The following is a 14,183-nucleotide window of genomic DNA, read 5'->3' on the forward strand; positions in this document are numbered from 1 at the left end:
AGTGCGAGGCCATGGCCATTCTCGACGCGTTCGACATCCCCAGCGGCTCGATCCTGTCGATGGAGCAGATCGCCGGCGACGAACAGCTCGCGCAAGACCGCCCCCTGGTCGAGCAGGGCTATCGCATATGATGATCCTATAGCTTGAGCCCGGCTCCCTCCACACCGTCATGGCCGGGCTTCGTCCCGGCCATCCACGCCGTTCGGCATCCTGAGAAGACGTGGATGCCCGGGACGAAGCCCGGGCACGACGATGTGGAGACAGCCTGGTGACAAACGTCGCAAGCCGATGCTGCATGCAGATCACTGAGGCAGCATCACCCCGGCGATTTGCATGACGCCAAGCTGGTCGAACAACCCAATCCATTCACCGTTCAGCACTGGAATGTAGCAGCGACGTCTGCCACCCATGGTCAAGATGCAGAGCTTGTCCTCCGCGACCGTCCATGTCCCGGATGCAGGTCCAAGGGCCTCGTCCCAGTGCGGATAGGTCATTTGGCCGTCGGGCTCGAATCGCATTGTGAACGGACCATCCCTGAGCTTGGCACCGAAACTGATCGTCCTGCCCTTGAATTTTGCGGCCAGGGTCTCACCTGTCGGTCGTTCGCCGCTCGCTGCGGCGAGCGAGGCATCGGGCCCGGGATCACAGCCCTCCGCCTTCAGGATCAACCAGAAGAACCTGCCCATACTGCGCATGGAAGGTTCGGTGAAGGGCGTGTCGCGGTCGACACGATGCACCACGACGAGGTCGAGTGCGGGCACGACCAGGGCGTATTGGCCGCCGGCACCTTCGGCCCAAAAGCTGCCCTCGGGCAAAGTCACCGTGGGCGCGACGGCACCGCCCAGAAAACCACTCCACCAGAGATAGCCGTATCCCATTCCGGACGCCGCTCTCGAATAGACCCGCGTGCTCTCTTCCACCCACGCCGGCGGCACGATCTGGTGTCCGGCCCAATTGCCTTTGTGCAGATAGAGAAGTGCAAAACGCGCCAGATCCCGCGCGCTCATGCGGATCTCATAGGCAGGGTGGATCGACGCTTCGCCGCGGACGTAGCTGCCATCCTGTTGCCGGTAGTCCTGCATGCCGATGGGCTTTGCGATCTTTTGGTCGAGCGCCTCGAAGATGCCAGTGCCAGTTGCGTGCTCGTAGATCGTGCCGAGCGCGTTGAAGTCCCAATTGTTGTAATACCAGAAGGTGCCGGGCGCGTGGCTGCCGCGCGGCGGTCTCATCTTGGCCATGTCCGGCGTCTCATAGAGCGCCGCGTGGTAGACCCCGGACCGCGCTTCGAGGAGTTGGCGCACCGTCGCGCCCTTCTCGATCCCGGTCAGGCCAGGCGGGTTATCGTCGATGCCGAGTTCGCCAAGCGTGCTGTCGGGGTTGATCAGGTGATCCGACACTGCGATGCCGATCAGGGCACTGAGCAGGCTCTTGCGGACTGACGCGACTTCCATCGGCTTCGCCGTATTGCCCCACTCGGCCACAACCTTGCCGTGCTGAATGATCACAACCGCGCTCGAGCCAATCTGATCCGAAAAGGATCGCGCTTGGGCCAATTCGGTCTCTGACCAGCCCAATTCTGCAGGGCTGGCGCGCTCCCAGTCCGCGGCTGGGAAGCCATCTTCAGCTGTGGCAGGCCCGAACCGAACCAAAACGCCGAGCAGCACGACGGCGAAAGCAATCTGGCGAATACACATTGGATCCCACGCGCCGCGAGCTTGACCTGATCGCGGCATCATACTCATCGACGGAGCCAGGCAGAACGCCTATCGAAGCATTTTCCTCGGATTCCCGCCAACGTGTTCTCAGAACGACGTCTCTGTTGTGAAGGGTTTCGGATGCCGGCCGCATGATTGACGGCGCGGCATATTCGGGCGGCCGGCGTCCGAAACCCTTCACAGATCTGGACGCGCCACCAGATCGGTCGGACGTCCGCTTCGCGACGTTGAGCCGAGGTGATCGATCTGGTATTCGGCCACGAGGGACCAACTCGCCGGTGCTCAGGGTCTTGTCGAAGTTGGACAGGTCAAGCTTCGGACGCTGAAGCGCGGCGGCAAGTAACGGTTGTAACGTCGCTGCGCGGAGCGGCAGAACTGCAGACATGATGTCACAGCGCATCGACCGGTCATGGACCGTGTTCATCAGCATCGAGAATGCCGAGCACGACCGGTGCGTGGACTTCTTCGCCAGGCCGGACAACACCTTCGGGTTCGAGGAGTTTCGGCGCGATCTCGAAGACGGCGGTCGATGGACGCCTGTGCAGTATTATTCCGGGGTCTTCTACGCCTCCGCGGCGGCCGCCTTGGAAACGGCGGAGCGGAGCGTGCCATGGCTTCACGGCGCGCTAGGCGGCAGATCGGATTTGCGGGAGCGGATCGTCGCTTCCGTCAGAGTGCGAACGCGGTAGAGCGCGATCTGCGACCCGGCGATCTCACCGATCACCGCCCTGGCCGGAAACGATCTGCGGCGCCCCCACGCGGACTCACAAGCTCGGCCACGCGGGAACGCCATTCGTTATTCGCCATCACCCGACGGTCGACAGCGGGTCGTAGTCCGGCGCGGACAGGATGGCCTGCAATTGGCGCCGCCGCACGCCATTGTTGCCCCCGTCGAACAGCGGGAATGCCATCGCGTCCTGCAACCAGCCGGCCAGAGGCAATTCGTGATCGTAGGAATCGATGCCGACCACCCGCATCAGATCGACGATGACGCCGACGGCCGTCTCCGAGCAGAACACCTTGGAATGCAATGCGAGTTCGGCGGCGCCGGGCAGGTTGGCGTCGGCCGCCCAGCAAGCCCGCCAGCTCAGCGCGCGCGCGGCCTCCAGCTTGCCCTTGGCGTCGGCGAGCGCGAAAGCCACCGCCTGATGGCCGATGATCGGATGCCCGCCGCCGCGCGTCTCGGTCGCCGCGAATCCATGCGCGAACTGAAACGCTGCGCGCATCACCGCCGTCGCGAACACACCGACAAGCGCCGCCGTGGCGATGAAGCTGCCCGCCACCAGATCGCGCGCCCCGCCGATGGCGCCGATGGTCGCGGACTCCGGCGCCTTCACATTCTCGAATCGGAAACGCGGGGTCAGGTGCCCCTTGAAGCCGAAAGAGTCGTGGGCGCGCTCCAGCACGATCCCGCTGGTCGGCCCCTCGACGCCGATCAGCGTCAGGCCCGTGCCGCCGTCCGGCGTCCGGGTGCGCGCGACCACCGTGAGGACGTCGGCGCCGCGGCCGTCCCATCCCGTCGCCGCCGACACCCATTGCTTGCGGCCATTGATGGTCCATTGTCCGTCGGCAAGCTCCGCCGTCGTGCGCGTGCCCTCAGGCGCGTCGAAATTGGCGCTGCCGCCGGGTTCGCTGTTGCACAGCGCGGCGAGCGGCGCGCCCTGCTGCGATGTGAACGGCGCAATCCAGCGCTTCTGCTGCTCGGGCGTGCCGGCCATGAAGATGGGCGTGAGCCCCAGCAGATTGGCGAGCATCGTCAGCGTCACATTGACGTCGACGGCGTGAAACTCCTCCGCCACCACGGCCATGTCGACGACACCCGTTCCGCCGCCGCCGAACGGCACCGGCACGAGCCGGGCCAGAAATCCCTCGCGCACGAGATCTTCATAGACCGGCTTGGTGGCCCGAAACCGCGTCTCGGGCGTCGATTCCGTCGCCAGTAGCGCCGGCACCTCCGACAGCCGGGATCTTGCGAAAGCGCGCGCCTTGACGCGCAGATCGGCCTGGGCGGGCGAAAGCGAGAAGTCCATGGGCGCCTCCTTGAGCGGGAATGGCCCAGGCTAGCGCACCGGCGCTCGACGGCTATGGCGTGGAGCGAACGGCCAATGGCGGCAGGCGAAGCCGCGCGGCGCGATAGGCCGCAGGCGTCTCGCCGAAGCGCGTCTTGAAGGCGCGGTGGAACGTCGAGACATCGCTGAAGCCACACTCATAGGCGACCTGCGCAACCGATCCGCCGCCGGCGACAAGCGCCTGCGCCGCCGCCTCCAGACGCAGTCCGGCCAGCGTCTCGCCAAACGACGCCCCGGCGCCAGCCAGCAGTTTTTGAATGTGGCGCTCGGACACGCCGAAGGCGCGCGCCGCGCGCGCGGCACTGAGCGTGGCATCGCGGAAGTTCTGGCCGATATAGTCGCGAACATGCGCCCCCGTCAGCCCGCGCACGGGCGCCTCATCGAGCCGGCCGGCGGCGGACGTCAGCAGGTCCAGAAAACAACGCGCAGCGGCGGCGGCAGCGGCAGGCGCGCTCGCCGGATTCAACGCCAGGCCGGCGCAGCCCAGCAGCAATCTGGCGATCTCGCGCGCGGCCGGCGTGCGCGACAGGGCGACGCCTCCGCGCGCCATCAGTTCGGGCGGTGCCAGCGCGCGCGGCAGACCCGCGCAGATCAGTTCGAAAGGTTCGCGATGGGCGATCGCGAACGGCGCGAGCGTGTCGGCGACGGCAAGATCGAACGGCGCGGTCCTGCGTTCGCGTCCACCCTGCGCCGTCACGCCGACGCCCGCCACCTGCAGGTTGATGAACACCAGATCGGCTCTTGCGCTGCGCGCGTGCTCGGCGCGCCGCCAGACCCCGTGGGCGCTCGCCCGAACGCGCGACAGCTTCAGGTCGCCCAGATCCGCCTGATCGATCGCGCCGGCAAAAAGCGTCCCGCGCGGCCCTTCGAAATCGAGCCTCACAAACGCGTTGGCGAGCCCCTCCGCCCAGGCTCCCGCCGGATCGGCGTCCTGCGCGCCCGCGCGCCAACTGCGCCGCATGGCCATGCCAATCTCCTCGGACCTCCCGCGGCCTTCGCCGCCCTCGCCCTCAGGCTAGTCCTGTCGCCGCCGGCGCAGCAAGTTTCGTGCAGAACACTCCATGAAGGGCTGGCGGCTCGCTGACATTGAGCACCATCATGTTACCATTTCATCTGTGGGAGCCGTCCATCGGGCGGCCCTTTCGGTATGAGGAGAACACTTTCGATTGGATTTTCGAATTGTAACATTGCTGCTGCAGCGCAAAATTCTCATACCGCCATGCAATAAGTCGCGTTGTATGTGGCATCTGGTATACGTAAATTCTCCTCAGTCAGAACGTCGTACCGCCCCACTGATGGAGAAAATCCATGGCCAAGACCGTCGCCCTTCCCCTCGTCCAGCCCGTCTCCCTGTTCGGCCGCCTGCTCGCCGCGCTCGACCGCGTGCTGATGACGAGCGCCCGCGCCGCCAACCGCAATGGCGACCTGCCGTATTTCGGCCTGTGATGGCCTGATCCGGGAACTGCGGCCCGCAGTGTCGGATTAGTTCGACTTAAGTAACCTCCCGACTGATGGCTCCGGTAATTTACCGGGGCCATTTTTTTGTGCTTTGCTGGTTCCCGAAGGCGCTCGATTCAACCTCGGCGGGTTCGCCGGTATGCGACATAGTGGCGCGACGGGTCCCGAGCGACTTGAGCGCTGGCATAAGGCATACAAGGATGGGTCCAGCGCCACAGACAAAGCAAAAGCGCATTGGGAGGACACATGACGGATTTGGCTCACGCGGGGGCCCCCGCAACAGCAAGAGTAAGCGACGCCTATCGCTGGACACAGCTCGCCGTCGGCGTTGCCGCGATGGTGATGATCGCCAATTACCAATATGGCTGGACCTTCTTCGTCCCCGACATCGCCAAGACCTTCGGGTGGGATCGCGCCTCGATCCAATGGGCCTTCACGCTGTTCGTCCTGTTTGAAACCTGGCTCGTTCCCGTCGAGGGCTGGTTCGTCGACAAATATGGCCCGCGCATCGTCGTGCTGGTCGGCGGCGTGCTCTGCGCCATCGGCTGGATGATCAACGCCTACGCCACCTCGCTCAACGGCTATTACCTCGGCATGATCATCGCCGGCATCGGCGCCGGCGGCGTCTACGGCACCTGTGTCGGCAATGCGCTGAAATGGTTCCCGGACAAGCGCGGCCTCGCCGCCGGCATCACCGCCGCCGGCTTCGGCGCCGGCTCGGCACTCACCGTGGCGCCGATCCAGGCCATGATCCGCGACTCCGGCTTCCAGACCACCTTCCTATATTTCGGCCTGGGCCAGGGCATCATCATCGTCATCCTCGCCTTCTTCCTGTTCGCGCCGAAGGAAGGCCAGGTGCCCGCGGTGGCCCAGAACACGAATCTGGTGCAGAGCCGCCGCAACTACAATCCGACCGAAGTGATCCGCCAGCCGATCTTCTGGCTGATGTACTTCATGTTCGTGATCGTCGGCGCCGGCGGCCTGATGGTGACGGCCAATCTCAAGCCGATCGCCGGCGACTGGAAGGTCGACAACATCCCGGTGACGCTGATCGGCATGACCATGACGGCGGTGACCTTCGCGGCGACCATCGACCGCGTGCTGAACGGCCTGACGCGTCCGTTCTTCGGCTGGATCTCCGACATGATCGGCCGCGAGAACACGATGTTCATCGCCTTCGGCATGGAAGGCATCGGCATCTGGGCGCTCTATATGCTGGGCCACGATCCGATCTGGTTCGTGATCCTGTCGGGCTTCGTGTTCTTCGCCTGGGGCGAGATCTACTCGCTGTTCCCCTCGACCTGCACCGACACGTTCGGCACCAAATTCGCGACCACCAATGCCGGCCTGCTCTACACGGCGAAGGGCACGGCGGCGCTGCTGGTGCCGATCGCCAACTACATGCAGCAGTCCTCGGGCAGTTGGGACCAGGTGTTCATGATCGCGGCCGGCGCCAACATCCTGGCCTCGCTGCTGGCGATCGCGGTGCTCAAGCCCTGGCGCAAGGTGGTGGTCGAGAAGTCGATGCTGTCCTGACCGCCTTTGCACTGCAGCGAAAAATAAACTGGAACGATTCAATACAGCGAACGCTCGGCATTTTGCCGAGCGTTTTCCTTTGGTTGGCAGCCGGACCCGGCTTGGTTGCAGGGCAACATCGCGAAGCTTGTGGCATGCACCATATTGCAGGCTGGAATATATTATACCAGAATGCCCTGACGCGCAGATGAGGCGCACGCTGACTGCGGCGGCAACCTCGAAGAGAGCGCGGTTTGGGAGGATTCATGGTTTCCAGCACAGAGGCGTCACCGCCCGCCCCGCCGCACTCCAGCGGCTTCCGGTGGATCCAGCTTGCGATGGGCATCGTCTGCATGGCGATGATCGCCAACCTGCAATATGGCTGGACGTTGTTCGTCGATCCGATCGACGCGAAGTACCATTGGGGCCGCACCGCGATCCAGCTGGCCTTCACGATCTTCGTCGTCACCGAGACCTGGCTGGTGCCGGTCGAGGCCTGGTTCGTCGACAAATACGGCCCGCGAATCGTCATCATGTTCGGCGGCGTCATGATCGCGCTGGCCTGGGTGCTCAACTCCTATGCCGACTCGCTCACTCTGCTCTATGCGGCCGCGGTTGTCGGCGGCATCGGCGCCGGCGCGGTGTACGGCACCTGCGTCGGCAATGCGCTGAAATGGTTTCCCGATCGCCGTGGCCTTGCGGCCGGAGCGACCGCCGCCGGCTTTGGCGCGGGCGCCGCGCTGACCGTGGTGCCGATTGCCAGCATGATCGCCGCAAGCGGCTATCAGAGCGCGTTCTTCACCTTCGGCATCGGCCAGGGCCTGATCGTGTTCGTCCTCGCTCTGTTCCTGCGACCGCCGAGCCATGCCGCGCCGGCGCGCAAGAAGCAGCTCAATCTGCCGCAGACCAAGATCGACTACACGCCGCCGCAGGTGCTGCGCGCGCCGATCTTCTGGATCATGTATCTGGTGTTCGTGATGGTCGCGTCCGGCGGCCTGATGACCGCCGCTCAGATCGCGCCGATCGCCAAGGATTTCGGCATCGCCAATGAGCCGGTGTCTCTCGCCGGCTTCCAGATGGCGGCGCTGACCTTCGCGATCTCGCTCGATCGGATCTTCGACGGCTTCGGTCGTCCGCTGTTCGGCTGGGTCTCCGACAATATCGGGCGCGAGCACACGATGTTCATCGCCTTCGGCACCGCCGCGCTGATGCTGCTGACCTTGTCGACCTACGGTCACATCCCGCTCGTCTTCGTGCTCGCGACCGCCGTTTATTTCGGCGTGTTCGGCGAGATCTACAGCCTGTTCCCGGCGACCTCGGGCGATACCTTCGGCAGCAAATATGCGACCACCAATAACGGCATGCTGTATACGGCGAAGGGCACCGCGTCGCTGCTGGTCCCGCTCGCGAGCCTCGTCTCGGCCAAGTATGGCTGGCAGGCGGTGTTCGTGATCGGCGTCGCGCTGAATGCCACCGCAGCATTGATGGCGCTGTTCGTCATCAAGCCGCTGCGCCGCGCCTTCATTATCGGCAAGGAGGCGACCGCGACGGCCCCTGCCGCGCAGGATGCGCGGACGGCCTAGCCTCTCACGACGAGCAGATCCCAGGTCAGGAGGAGAGGCGCATGCGTGCGCCTCTCCTTTTTGTTTGGTTTGTTTGGGCTGCGCTCGCATGCCAGATGCCAGAACCATGCGGCAGATTTGACGTTCTCAACCTGCTGATCTGGCAGCATGACTGACGTATTCCCCGGCCGTCCGCATAAAAATCCATCCCGGCGATTGACTTCTGGCATAACGTATACCAGACTTCAGTCGTTCATTAGATCAAATGGGAGGGTTGCCATGAAAGTCGGAGACATCCTGCGCAACAAGACAGCGCGCGTGATTACGGTGCGAATGAACGAGACCGTCGGCGTCGCGGCGCAGCTGATGCGGGCCGGCAATGTGAGCGCCCTCGTCGTCAAGGACGTCGTCCGTACCGAAGGCAACACTGCCGCCGGCATGTTCACCGAACGCGACGTCGTCCGCGCCATCGCCGAGCATGGCGCCGCCGGCGTCAACTTGAAGGTCTCGCAGCTGATCTCGCCGCAGCGGCTGATCTCATGCAGCACGACCGACACGCTCGAGCATGTGCGCCATCTCATGAACGTGCACCACATCCGCCACCTGCCCGTGATCGACGATTTCGCGCTGGCTGGCGTCATCAGCATGCGTGACGTGTCGTCCGCCTTCGACGAGGCCGCGGCTCCGGTCGCCGCCTGATCCGCTCGGCGGATCAACGGAACCGCGTCGTCCTCACCGGAGTCTTGTCGAAGCAACGCGCCGCCTGCTAGGCGGTGCGTGGCCGAGAGCGGCCGCAAGCCCCGCTCCGTTTGACCCGACAGGATTCCGCGATGAAAGCCTATGTCTACGGCGCGCAGGGCGCCGCGATCACCGATGTCGCCAAGCCCACGCCGACGGGCACCCAGGTGCTGGTGCGCGTGCGCGCCTGCGGCCTCAATCGCGCCGACCTCGGCATGACCAAAGGACATGCGCACGGCGCCGCCGGCGGCGTCGGCACCGTGCTCGGCATGGAATGGGCCGGCGAGGTCGCCGAGCTCGGCCCCGACGCCAAGGGCCTGAAGGTCGGCGACAAGGTGATGGGATCGGGCGCCGCCGCATTCGCCGAATACACCCTCGCCGATCATGGCCGGCTGTTCCACCCGCCCTCGAACATGAATTTCGACGAGGCCGCAACGCTGCCGATCGCGCTCACAACCATGCACAACGCCGTCGTCACCAATGGCGCGTTGCAGCCGGGCCAGCGGGTGCTGGTCCAGGGCGCAAGCTCCGGCGTCGGGCTGATGGCGATGCAGATCGCCAAGCTCAAGGGGGCCTCGCTCGTGATCGGCTCCTCCACCGATGCGACGCGCCGCGCGCGTCTGACGGAATTCGGCGCCGATCTCACGATCGATTCCAGCGACCCTGCCTGGGTCGATCAGGTGCGCGAAGCCACCGCCGGCGAGGGCGTCGATCTGATCGTCGACCAGGTGTCCGGCAGTGTCGCCAACCAGAACCTCGCCGCGACCAAGGTGCTCGGACGCATCGTCAATGTCGGACGTCTCGGCGGCACCCATGCCGACTTCAATTTCGATCTCCACGCAGCCCGCCGCATCACCTATGTCGGCGTCACCTTCCGCACGCGCTCGATCGCGGAGATCCGCGAGATCTTCGCCGAGGTGAAGCGCGACATCTGGGGCTCCGTGGAATCCCGGACATTGCGGCTTCCGATCGACAGCGTTTTCGCTTTCGACGACATCGGCCAGGCATTCGCCCGCATGGAAGAGAACAAGCATCTCGGCAAGATCGTGGTGACCTTGTGAGCCGAACGGCCTGATATTTAGACGCAATCAAAACAGTGCACGGCAAAGACGTTTTCGGCGCGCGATGCCGGCTTTCACGGCGGGGCATCGGCTGCTAAATCCGCGCCCATGAACGACGCCGTCTCCCATGTCGATTCCGGAAAGGTCCGCGTCGCTGCGATTTCGATCGCGGCGAGCGCCAGCATGGCCGCGGCGAAGTTCGTCGTCGGTGTCCTGATCGGCAGCCTCGCGCTTGTCTCGGAGGCGCTGCACAGCGCGGTGGACGTCGTCGCGACCGTCATCACCTGGATGGTCGTTCGGGTATCGGACCGCCCGGCCGACGACGAACATCATTACGGCCACGGCAAGCTGGAGAGCCTGTCCGCGCTCGGCGTGATCGCCCTGCTCTACGTGCTTGCCGGCGGCGTGCTGGTCGAATCGGTCAGCCGCTTGCGCGAGGCGGCGCCGCCGCCAACGCTCTCGGCCGTTCCATTTCTGGTTCTGCTGATCGACATCGCCGTCAACTTCTGGCGCGCCCGCGCGCTGCATCGGGCGGCTCACGAGACGCACAGCCAGGCGCTGGCCGCGGATGCACTGCATTTCGCCTCGGACGTGCTTGGCTCGGTCGCCGTGATCGCCGGTCTCGTGCTGACGGCGCTCGGATTCTGGTGGGGCGATTCCGCCGCAGCCATCGCGGTCGCCCTGATGATCTCGGTGCTCGGCCTGCGGCTGGCGCGCTCTACCGTGGAAACCCTGCTCGACCGCGCGCCGGACGGGGCGGCCGAGAAGGCGCGCGCCGCGATCCGGTCCGTGGCCGGCGTCGTCGACGTCGAGCGGCTGCGCGTCCGCCTCGTCGGCGCGACACATTTCGTCGACGCCACGGTGCAGGTGCCGCGCACCTACCCAATCGACCGCGTTCACGACATCAAGCGCGACGCACAGGCCGCCGTCGACGCCAGCCTCGCCGGTGCGGACGTGACCTTCACGACCGTGCCGGTCGCGCTGAGCAATGAGAGCGTGCGCGAACGCATCATGGTGATCGCGCGCAATTCCGGCCTCGCCATCCATCACGTCACCGTCCACGACGTTGGCGGACGACTGATCGTGGCCATCGACCTCGAGGTCGACGGCGACATGAGCCTGGTCGCGGCGCATGCGATCGCGCATGAGCTGGAGCGCAGCATCCGTGAGGAGTTCGGCGCCGACGTCGAGGTCGACACGCATATCGAGCCGCTGGAGCCGGAATTGCCGTTCGGCGTCGACGCGCCGCCTGAGTTTGTTGAGCAGATCGCAGCAGCCTTGCAACGCTTCGCGGCCGAGACCGACATGTACGACGTGCACAATGTCCGCGTCCGTAACACCGAAGCCGGCGAGATCGTCAACTTTCACTGCCGCGCCGCGCCGTCCATGAGCGTGCTCAAGGTGCACGACAATGTGGATCACATCGAGCGCGGGCTGCGCCGCGCGTTCCCGACCGTCAAGCGCGTGATCAGCCACGCCGAGCCGCCACACGGCTAAAGTCTAAACGTCACGCTCCGTTCCCGCTTCGGACTCGCTTCGCCGGCTTTTTGCCATGGCAAATCCGCATTGGATAAGATTTATTAGCTTTTGCCAAATCGTTGACTCTCGACAGCCCGACAAATCTGGATTCAAATTGACTTGATTCGGAAGCGGCTGGGGCTCTTTCGAAATTCGGGTATCCAGGAAGTCTCGGGGGTCTACAGCATGGCGCGTGCGCATGCCGCGAACGCGTGCGTCCAATCTTCTGATTCCATCAAAGGGTTGGCGCAATCGATCGCGAAACCGGCCTATCAAAGGCTGCTGACTGCTGAGCCGGTATTGCGTCGTGCTGTCCCTACTTTGATCATCGCCTTTCTTGTCACCATCTGTCTCGGCGCCTTCGTCCAGGTGCTCGACCAGAGCCGGCAGAAGCGCGCCGCAACCAAGCGCGACCTCACCGCGGTCTCCGACCTGCTCGCGGACCGCATCGGCCATCTGGCAATGCGTCCGGACCGGGTTGCCCATATCGAGCACCTGCAGAGCCTGCTGCCGGACATGATTCCCGCCTGGGGCGCCGCGCCCGGCCGCCACGTGATCGTCACCGGCGCGGACCACCGCATCCTGGCCCGCGTGCCGGTCGACGCCGCCCTCGGCGAGAACGACCGCATCCTCGATCTGATTTCGACGGCCCAGCTGCTGGCGACGCCGGGGCTGCAGGGCGCGGTCACCGAGATCACGCTGCCGAACGGCCGGCCGGCATTTGCGATCTCGCAGCTGATCAAGGCCCTGCCCGGCCGCGTCGTCATCATCCAGGAGAAGCTGGAGCCGATCTGGGGATCGGACGCAGCGCTGTCGGTCACACTGTCCGCCACCACCGGCTTCGTCGTGCTGATCCTCGGCTTCGCCTTCCACTGGCAGTCGACCCGCGCCCGCGAGGGCGACCTCATCAACGACGCCGTGCGCGGACGGATCGACACCGCTCTCAACCGCGGCCGCTGCGGCCTGTGGGACTGGGACCTGTCGCGCGGCCGGATATTCTGGTCGAACTCTATGTTCGAGATGCTCGGCCTCGACAACCGCACCGACCTGCTCACCTTCGGCGAGGTCAACGCGCTGGTGAACTCCGACGACATCGACCTGTTCGCGATCGCCGACCAGCTGGTCGCCGGTGACATCCACCAGATCGACCAGAGCTTCCGGATGCGTCACACCGAGGGTCACTGGATCTGGCTGCGCGTGCGCTGCGAGCTCAGCCAGGGCACCACGGCTTCCGGCCTTCACCTGATCGGCATCGCGGTCGACATCACCGAGCAGAAGAGCCTCGCCGAGAAGACCGTCGAGGCCGATCTCAGGCTGCGCGACGCGATCGAGACCATCTCCGAAGCCTTTGTGCTGTGGGACGCCAACAACCGCCTCGTGCTGTGCAACTCGCACTTCCAGAAGCTGCACAAGCTGCCGGACTCCGCCGTCATCCCCGGCACCTCCTACGAGACCGTCATCGAGGTCGGCAAAATGCCGGAGATCCGCACCCGGCTGCACGACCACAGCCAGCAATCGCCGGGCGCGCGCACCTTCGAGGCGCAGCTCGACGATGGCAGCTGGCTGCATATCAGCGAGCGCCGCACCAAGGACGGCGGCTACGTGTCGGTCGGCACCGACATCACCCGCATCAAGGAGCACGAGCAGAAGCTCGTCGACAATGACCTGCGGCTGCGCGCCACCGTCATCGACCTGCAGCGGTCGCAGAGCGCGCTGGAGCGCCAGGCCATCGAGCTCGCCGACCTCGCCGAGAAGTACTCGCAGGAAAAGACCCGCGCCGAGGAAGCCAACCAGACGAAATCGAAGTTCCTCGCCAATATGAGCCACGAGCTGCGCACGCCGCTCAACGCCATCATCGGCTTCTCCGAGATCATGGGCAGCGGCATGTTCGGCTCGCTCGGCTCGGAGAAGTACCAGGAATACTGCCACGACATACTGACGTCGGGTCAGTATCTGCTCGAGGTCATCAACGACATCCTCGACATGTCCAAGATCGAGGCCGGCCGCATGAAGCTCGACATGGAGCCGCTCGACCTCGCCAAGACCCTGGCGGAGTCGCTGCGCGTCGTCTCCGGCCGCGCGCAGGACAAGCGCCTGGTGCTCGACGCCGACATCGAAGGCAACATCCCGATCGTCGCCGACCGCCGCGCCACCAAGCAGATCATGGTCAATCTGCTGTCCAACGCGGTCAAGTTCACCCCCGAAGGCGGCCGGGTCACGATGCGCAGCCGCGTGTTCGACGACAAGGTCGTGCTCATCATTGCCGATACCGGCATCGGCATTCCCGCGCAGTCGCTGGCGCGGCTCGGCCGCCCGTTCGAGCAGGTCGAGAGCCAGATGACCAAGACCTATCACGGCTCCGGCCTGGGCCTCGCCATCGCCCGCTCGCTGACCCAGCTGCATGGCGGCTCGATGCGGCTGCGCTCGCGGATCGAGTCCGGCACCGTGGTCCGCGTCACCCTTCCCCGCGACGCCTACAAGGCCACGGCGAGCATCTCGGTCGCGGCGTGATGCCGAAGCAGCTGTCGTGCTCCGCGCAGCGGGCGG

The 14,183-nt window shown here is 65.1% G+C and carries 11 protein-coding genes; 8 read left to right on the plus strand and 3 right to left on the minus strand.

The window, feature by feature from the left end; all coding sequences use genetic code 11:
- Positions 1–302: 302 nt before the first annotated feature.
- The gene (locus ACVIJ6_RS34695) at positions 303–1,694 is read right to left on the minus strand and encodes a serine hydrolase domain-containing protein (RefSeq protein WP_456776423.1); all 1,392 of its coding nucleotides are present in this window, start codon (positions 1,692–1,694) and stop codon (positions 303–305) included.
- 437 nt (positions 1,695–2,131) lie between these two features.
- On the opposite strand from ACVIJ6_RS34695, the gene ACVIJ6_RS34700 reads away from it, so the two are divergent.
- Positions 2,132–2,404, plus strand: a complete 273-nt coding sequence (locus tag ACVIJ6_RS34700; RefSeq protein WP_456776424.1) for a hypothetical protein — start codon at positions 2,132–2,134, stop codon at positions 2,402–2,404.
- A gap of 117 nt (positions 2,405–2,521) precedes the next feature.
- On the opposite strand, the gene ACVIJ6_RS34705 is transcribed toward ACVIJ6_RS34700, so the two are convergent.
- Positions 2,522–3,745 (minus strand): acyl-CoA dehydrogenase family protein, encoded by a 1,224-nt coding sequence (locus ACVIJ6_RS34705; RefSeq protein ID WP_456776425.1) that lies wholly within the window; start codon positions 3,743–3,745, stop codon positions 2,522–2,524.
- A gap of 52 nt (positions 3,746–3,797) precedes the next feature.
- Positions 3,798–4,751, minus strand: a complete 954-nt coding sequence (locus ACVIJ6_RS34710; RefSeq protein ID WP_456776426.1) for an AraC family transcriptional regulator — start codon at positions 4,749–4,751, stop codon at positions 3,798–3,800.
- 341 nt (positions 4,752–5,092) lie between these two features.
- Between ACVIJ6_RS34710 and ACVIJ6_RS34715 the strand changes: the two genes are divergently transcribed.
- From ACVIJ6_RS34715 to ACVIJ6_RS34745, 7 genes are all read left to right on the plus strand, one after another.
- Positions 5,093–5,230 carry a hypothetical protein gene (locus tag ACVIJ6_RS34715; RefSeq protein ID WP_012043236.1) on the plus strand — a complete coding sequence of 46 codons (138 nt, stop codon included), beginning with the start codon at positions 5,093–5,095 and terminating at the stop codon, positions 5,228–5,230.
- Between the two features lie 258 nt (positions 5,231–5,488).
- The gene (gene oxlT / locus ACVIJ6_RS34720) at positions 5,489–6,778 is read left to right on the plus strand and encodes an oxalate/formate MFS antiporter (RefSeq protein ID WP_012043235.1); all 1,290 of its coding nucleotides are present in this window, start codon (positions 5,489–5,491) and stop codon (positions 6,776–6,778) included.
- 245 nt (positions 6,779–7,023) lie between these two features.
- Positions 7,024–8,340: an oxalate/formate MFS antiporter gene (oxlT, locus tag ACVIJ6_RS34725; protein ID WP_456776427.1), complete on the plus strand. Its 1,317-nt coding sequence runs from the start codon at positions 7,024–7,026 to the stop codon at positions 8,338–8,340.
- 258 nt (positions 8,341–8,598) lie between these two features.
- Entirely contained in the window at positions 8,599–9,018 is a 420-nt protein-coding gene (locus ACVIJ6_RS34730) for a CBS domain-containing protein (RefSeq protein ID WP_012043233.1), read from the plus strand.
- Between the two features lie 131 nt (positions 9,019–9,149).
- On the plus strand, positions 9,150–10,118 hold the full coding sequence (locus ACVIJ6_RS34735) for a quinone oxidoreductase family protein (protein ID WP_456776428.1): 969 nt from the start codon (positions 9,150–9,152) through the stop codon (positions 10,116–10,118).
- 108 nt (positions 10,119–10,226) lie between these two features.
- Positions 10,227–11,615 (plus strand): cation diffusion facilitator family transporter, encoded by a 1,389-nt coding sequence (locus ACVIJ6_RS34740; protein WP_456776429.1) that lies wholly within the window; start codon positions 10,227–10,229, stop codon positions 11,613–11,615.
- A gap of 207 nt (positions 11,616–11,822) precedes the next feature.
- Positions 11,823–14,147, plus strand: coding sequence for a sensor histidine kinase (locus ACVIJ6_RS34745; RefSeq protein WP_172236620.1), 2,325 nt, complete (start codon positions 11,823–11,825; stop codon positions 14,145–14,147).
- The last annotated feature ends 36 nt before the right edge of the window (positions 14,148–14,183 follow it).

The sequence above is a fragment of the Bradyrhizobium sp. USDA 4369 genome (assembly GCF_054056435.1).

Excerpts from the sequence above, each read along its gene's own strand:
- ACVIJ6_RS34735 (WP_456776428.1), top strand. The coding sequence starts at position 9,150 with ATGAAAGCCTATGTCTACGGCGCGCAGGGCGCCGCGATCACCGATGTC.
- ACVIJ6_RS34695 (WP_456776423.1), bottom strand. The coding sequence starts at position 1,694 with ATGTGTATTCGCCAGATTGCTTTCGCCGTCGTGCTGCTCGGCGTTTTG.
- ACVIJ6_RS34740 (WP_456776429.1), top strand. The coding sequence starts at position 10,227 with ATGAACGACGCCGTCTCCCATGTCGATTCCGGAAAGGTCCGCGTCGCT.
- oxlT (WP_456776427.1), top strand. The coding sequence starts at position 7,024 with ATGGTTTCCAGCACAGAGGCGTCACCGCCCGCCCCGCCGCACTCCAGC.
- ACVIJ6_RS34715 (WP_012043236.1), top strand. The coding sequence starts at position 5,093 with ATGGCCAAGACCGTCGCCCTTCCCCTCGTCCAGCCCGTCTCCCTGTTC.
- oxlT (WP_012043235.1), top strand. The coding sequence starts at position 5,489 with ATGACGGATTTGGCTCACGCGGGGGCCCCCGCAACAGCAAGAGTAAGC.
- ACVIJ6_RS34745 (WP_172236620.1), top strand. The coding sequence starts at position 11,823 with ATGGCGCGTGCGCATGCCGCGAACGCGTGCGTCCAATCTTCTGATTCC.
- ACVIJ6_RS34730 (WP_012043233.1), top strand. The coding sequence starts at position 8,599 with ATGAAAGTCGGAGACATCCTGCGCAACAAGACAGCGCGCGTGATTACG.
- ACVIJ6_RS34710 (WP_456776426.1), bottom strand. The coding sequence starts at position 4,751 with ATGGCCATGCGGCGCAGTTGGCGCGCGGGCGCGCAGGACGCCGATCCG.
- ACVIJ6_RS34705 (WP_456776425.1), bottom strand. The coding sequence starts at position 3,745 with ATGGACTTCTCGCTTTCGCCCGCCCAGGCCGATCTGCGCGTCAAGGCG.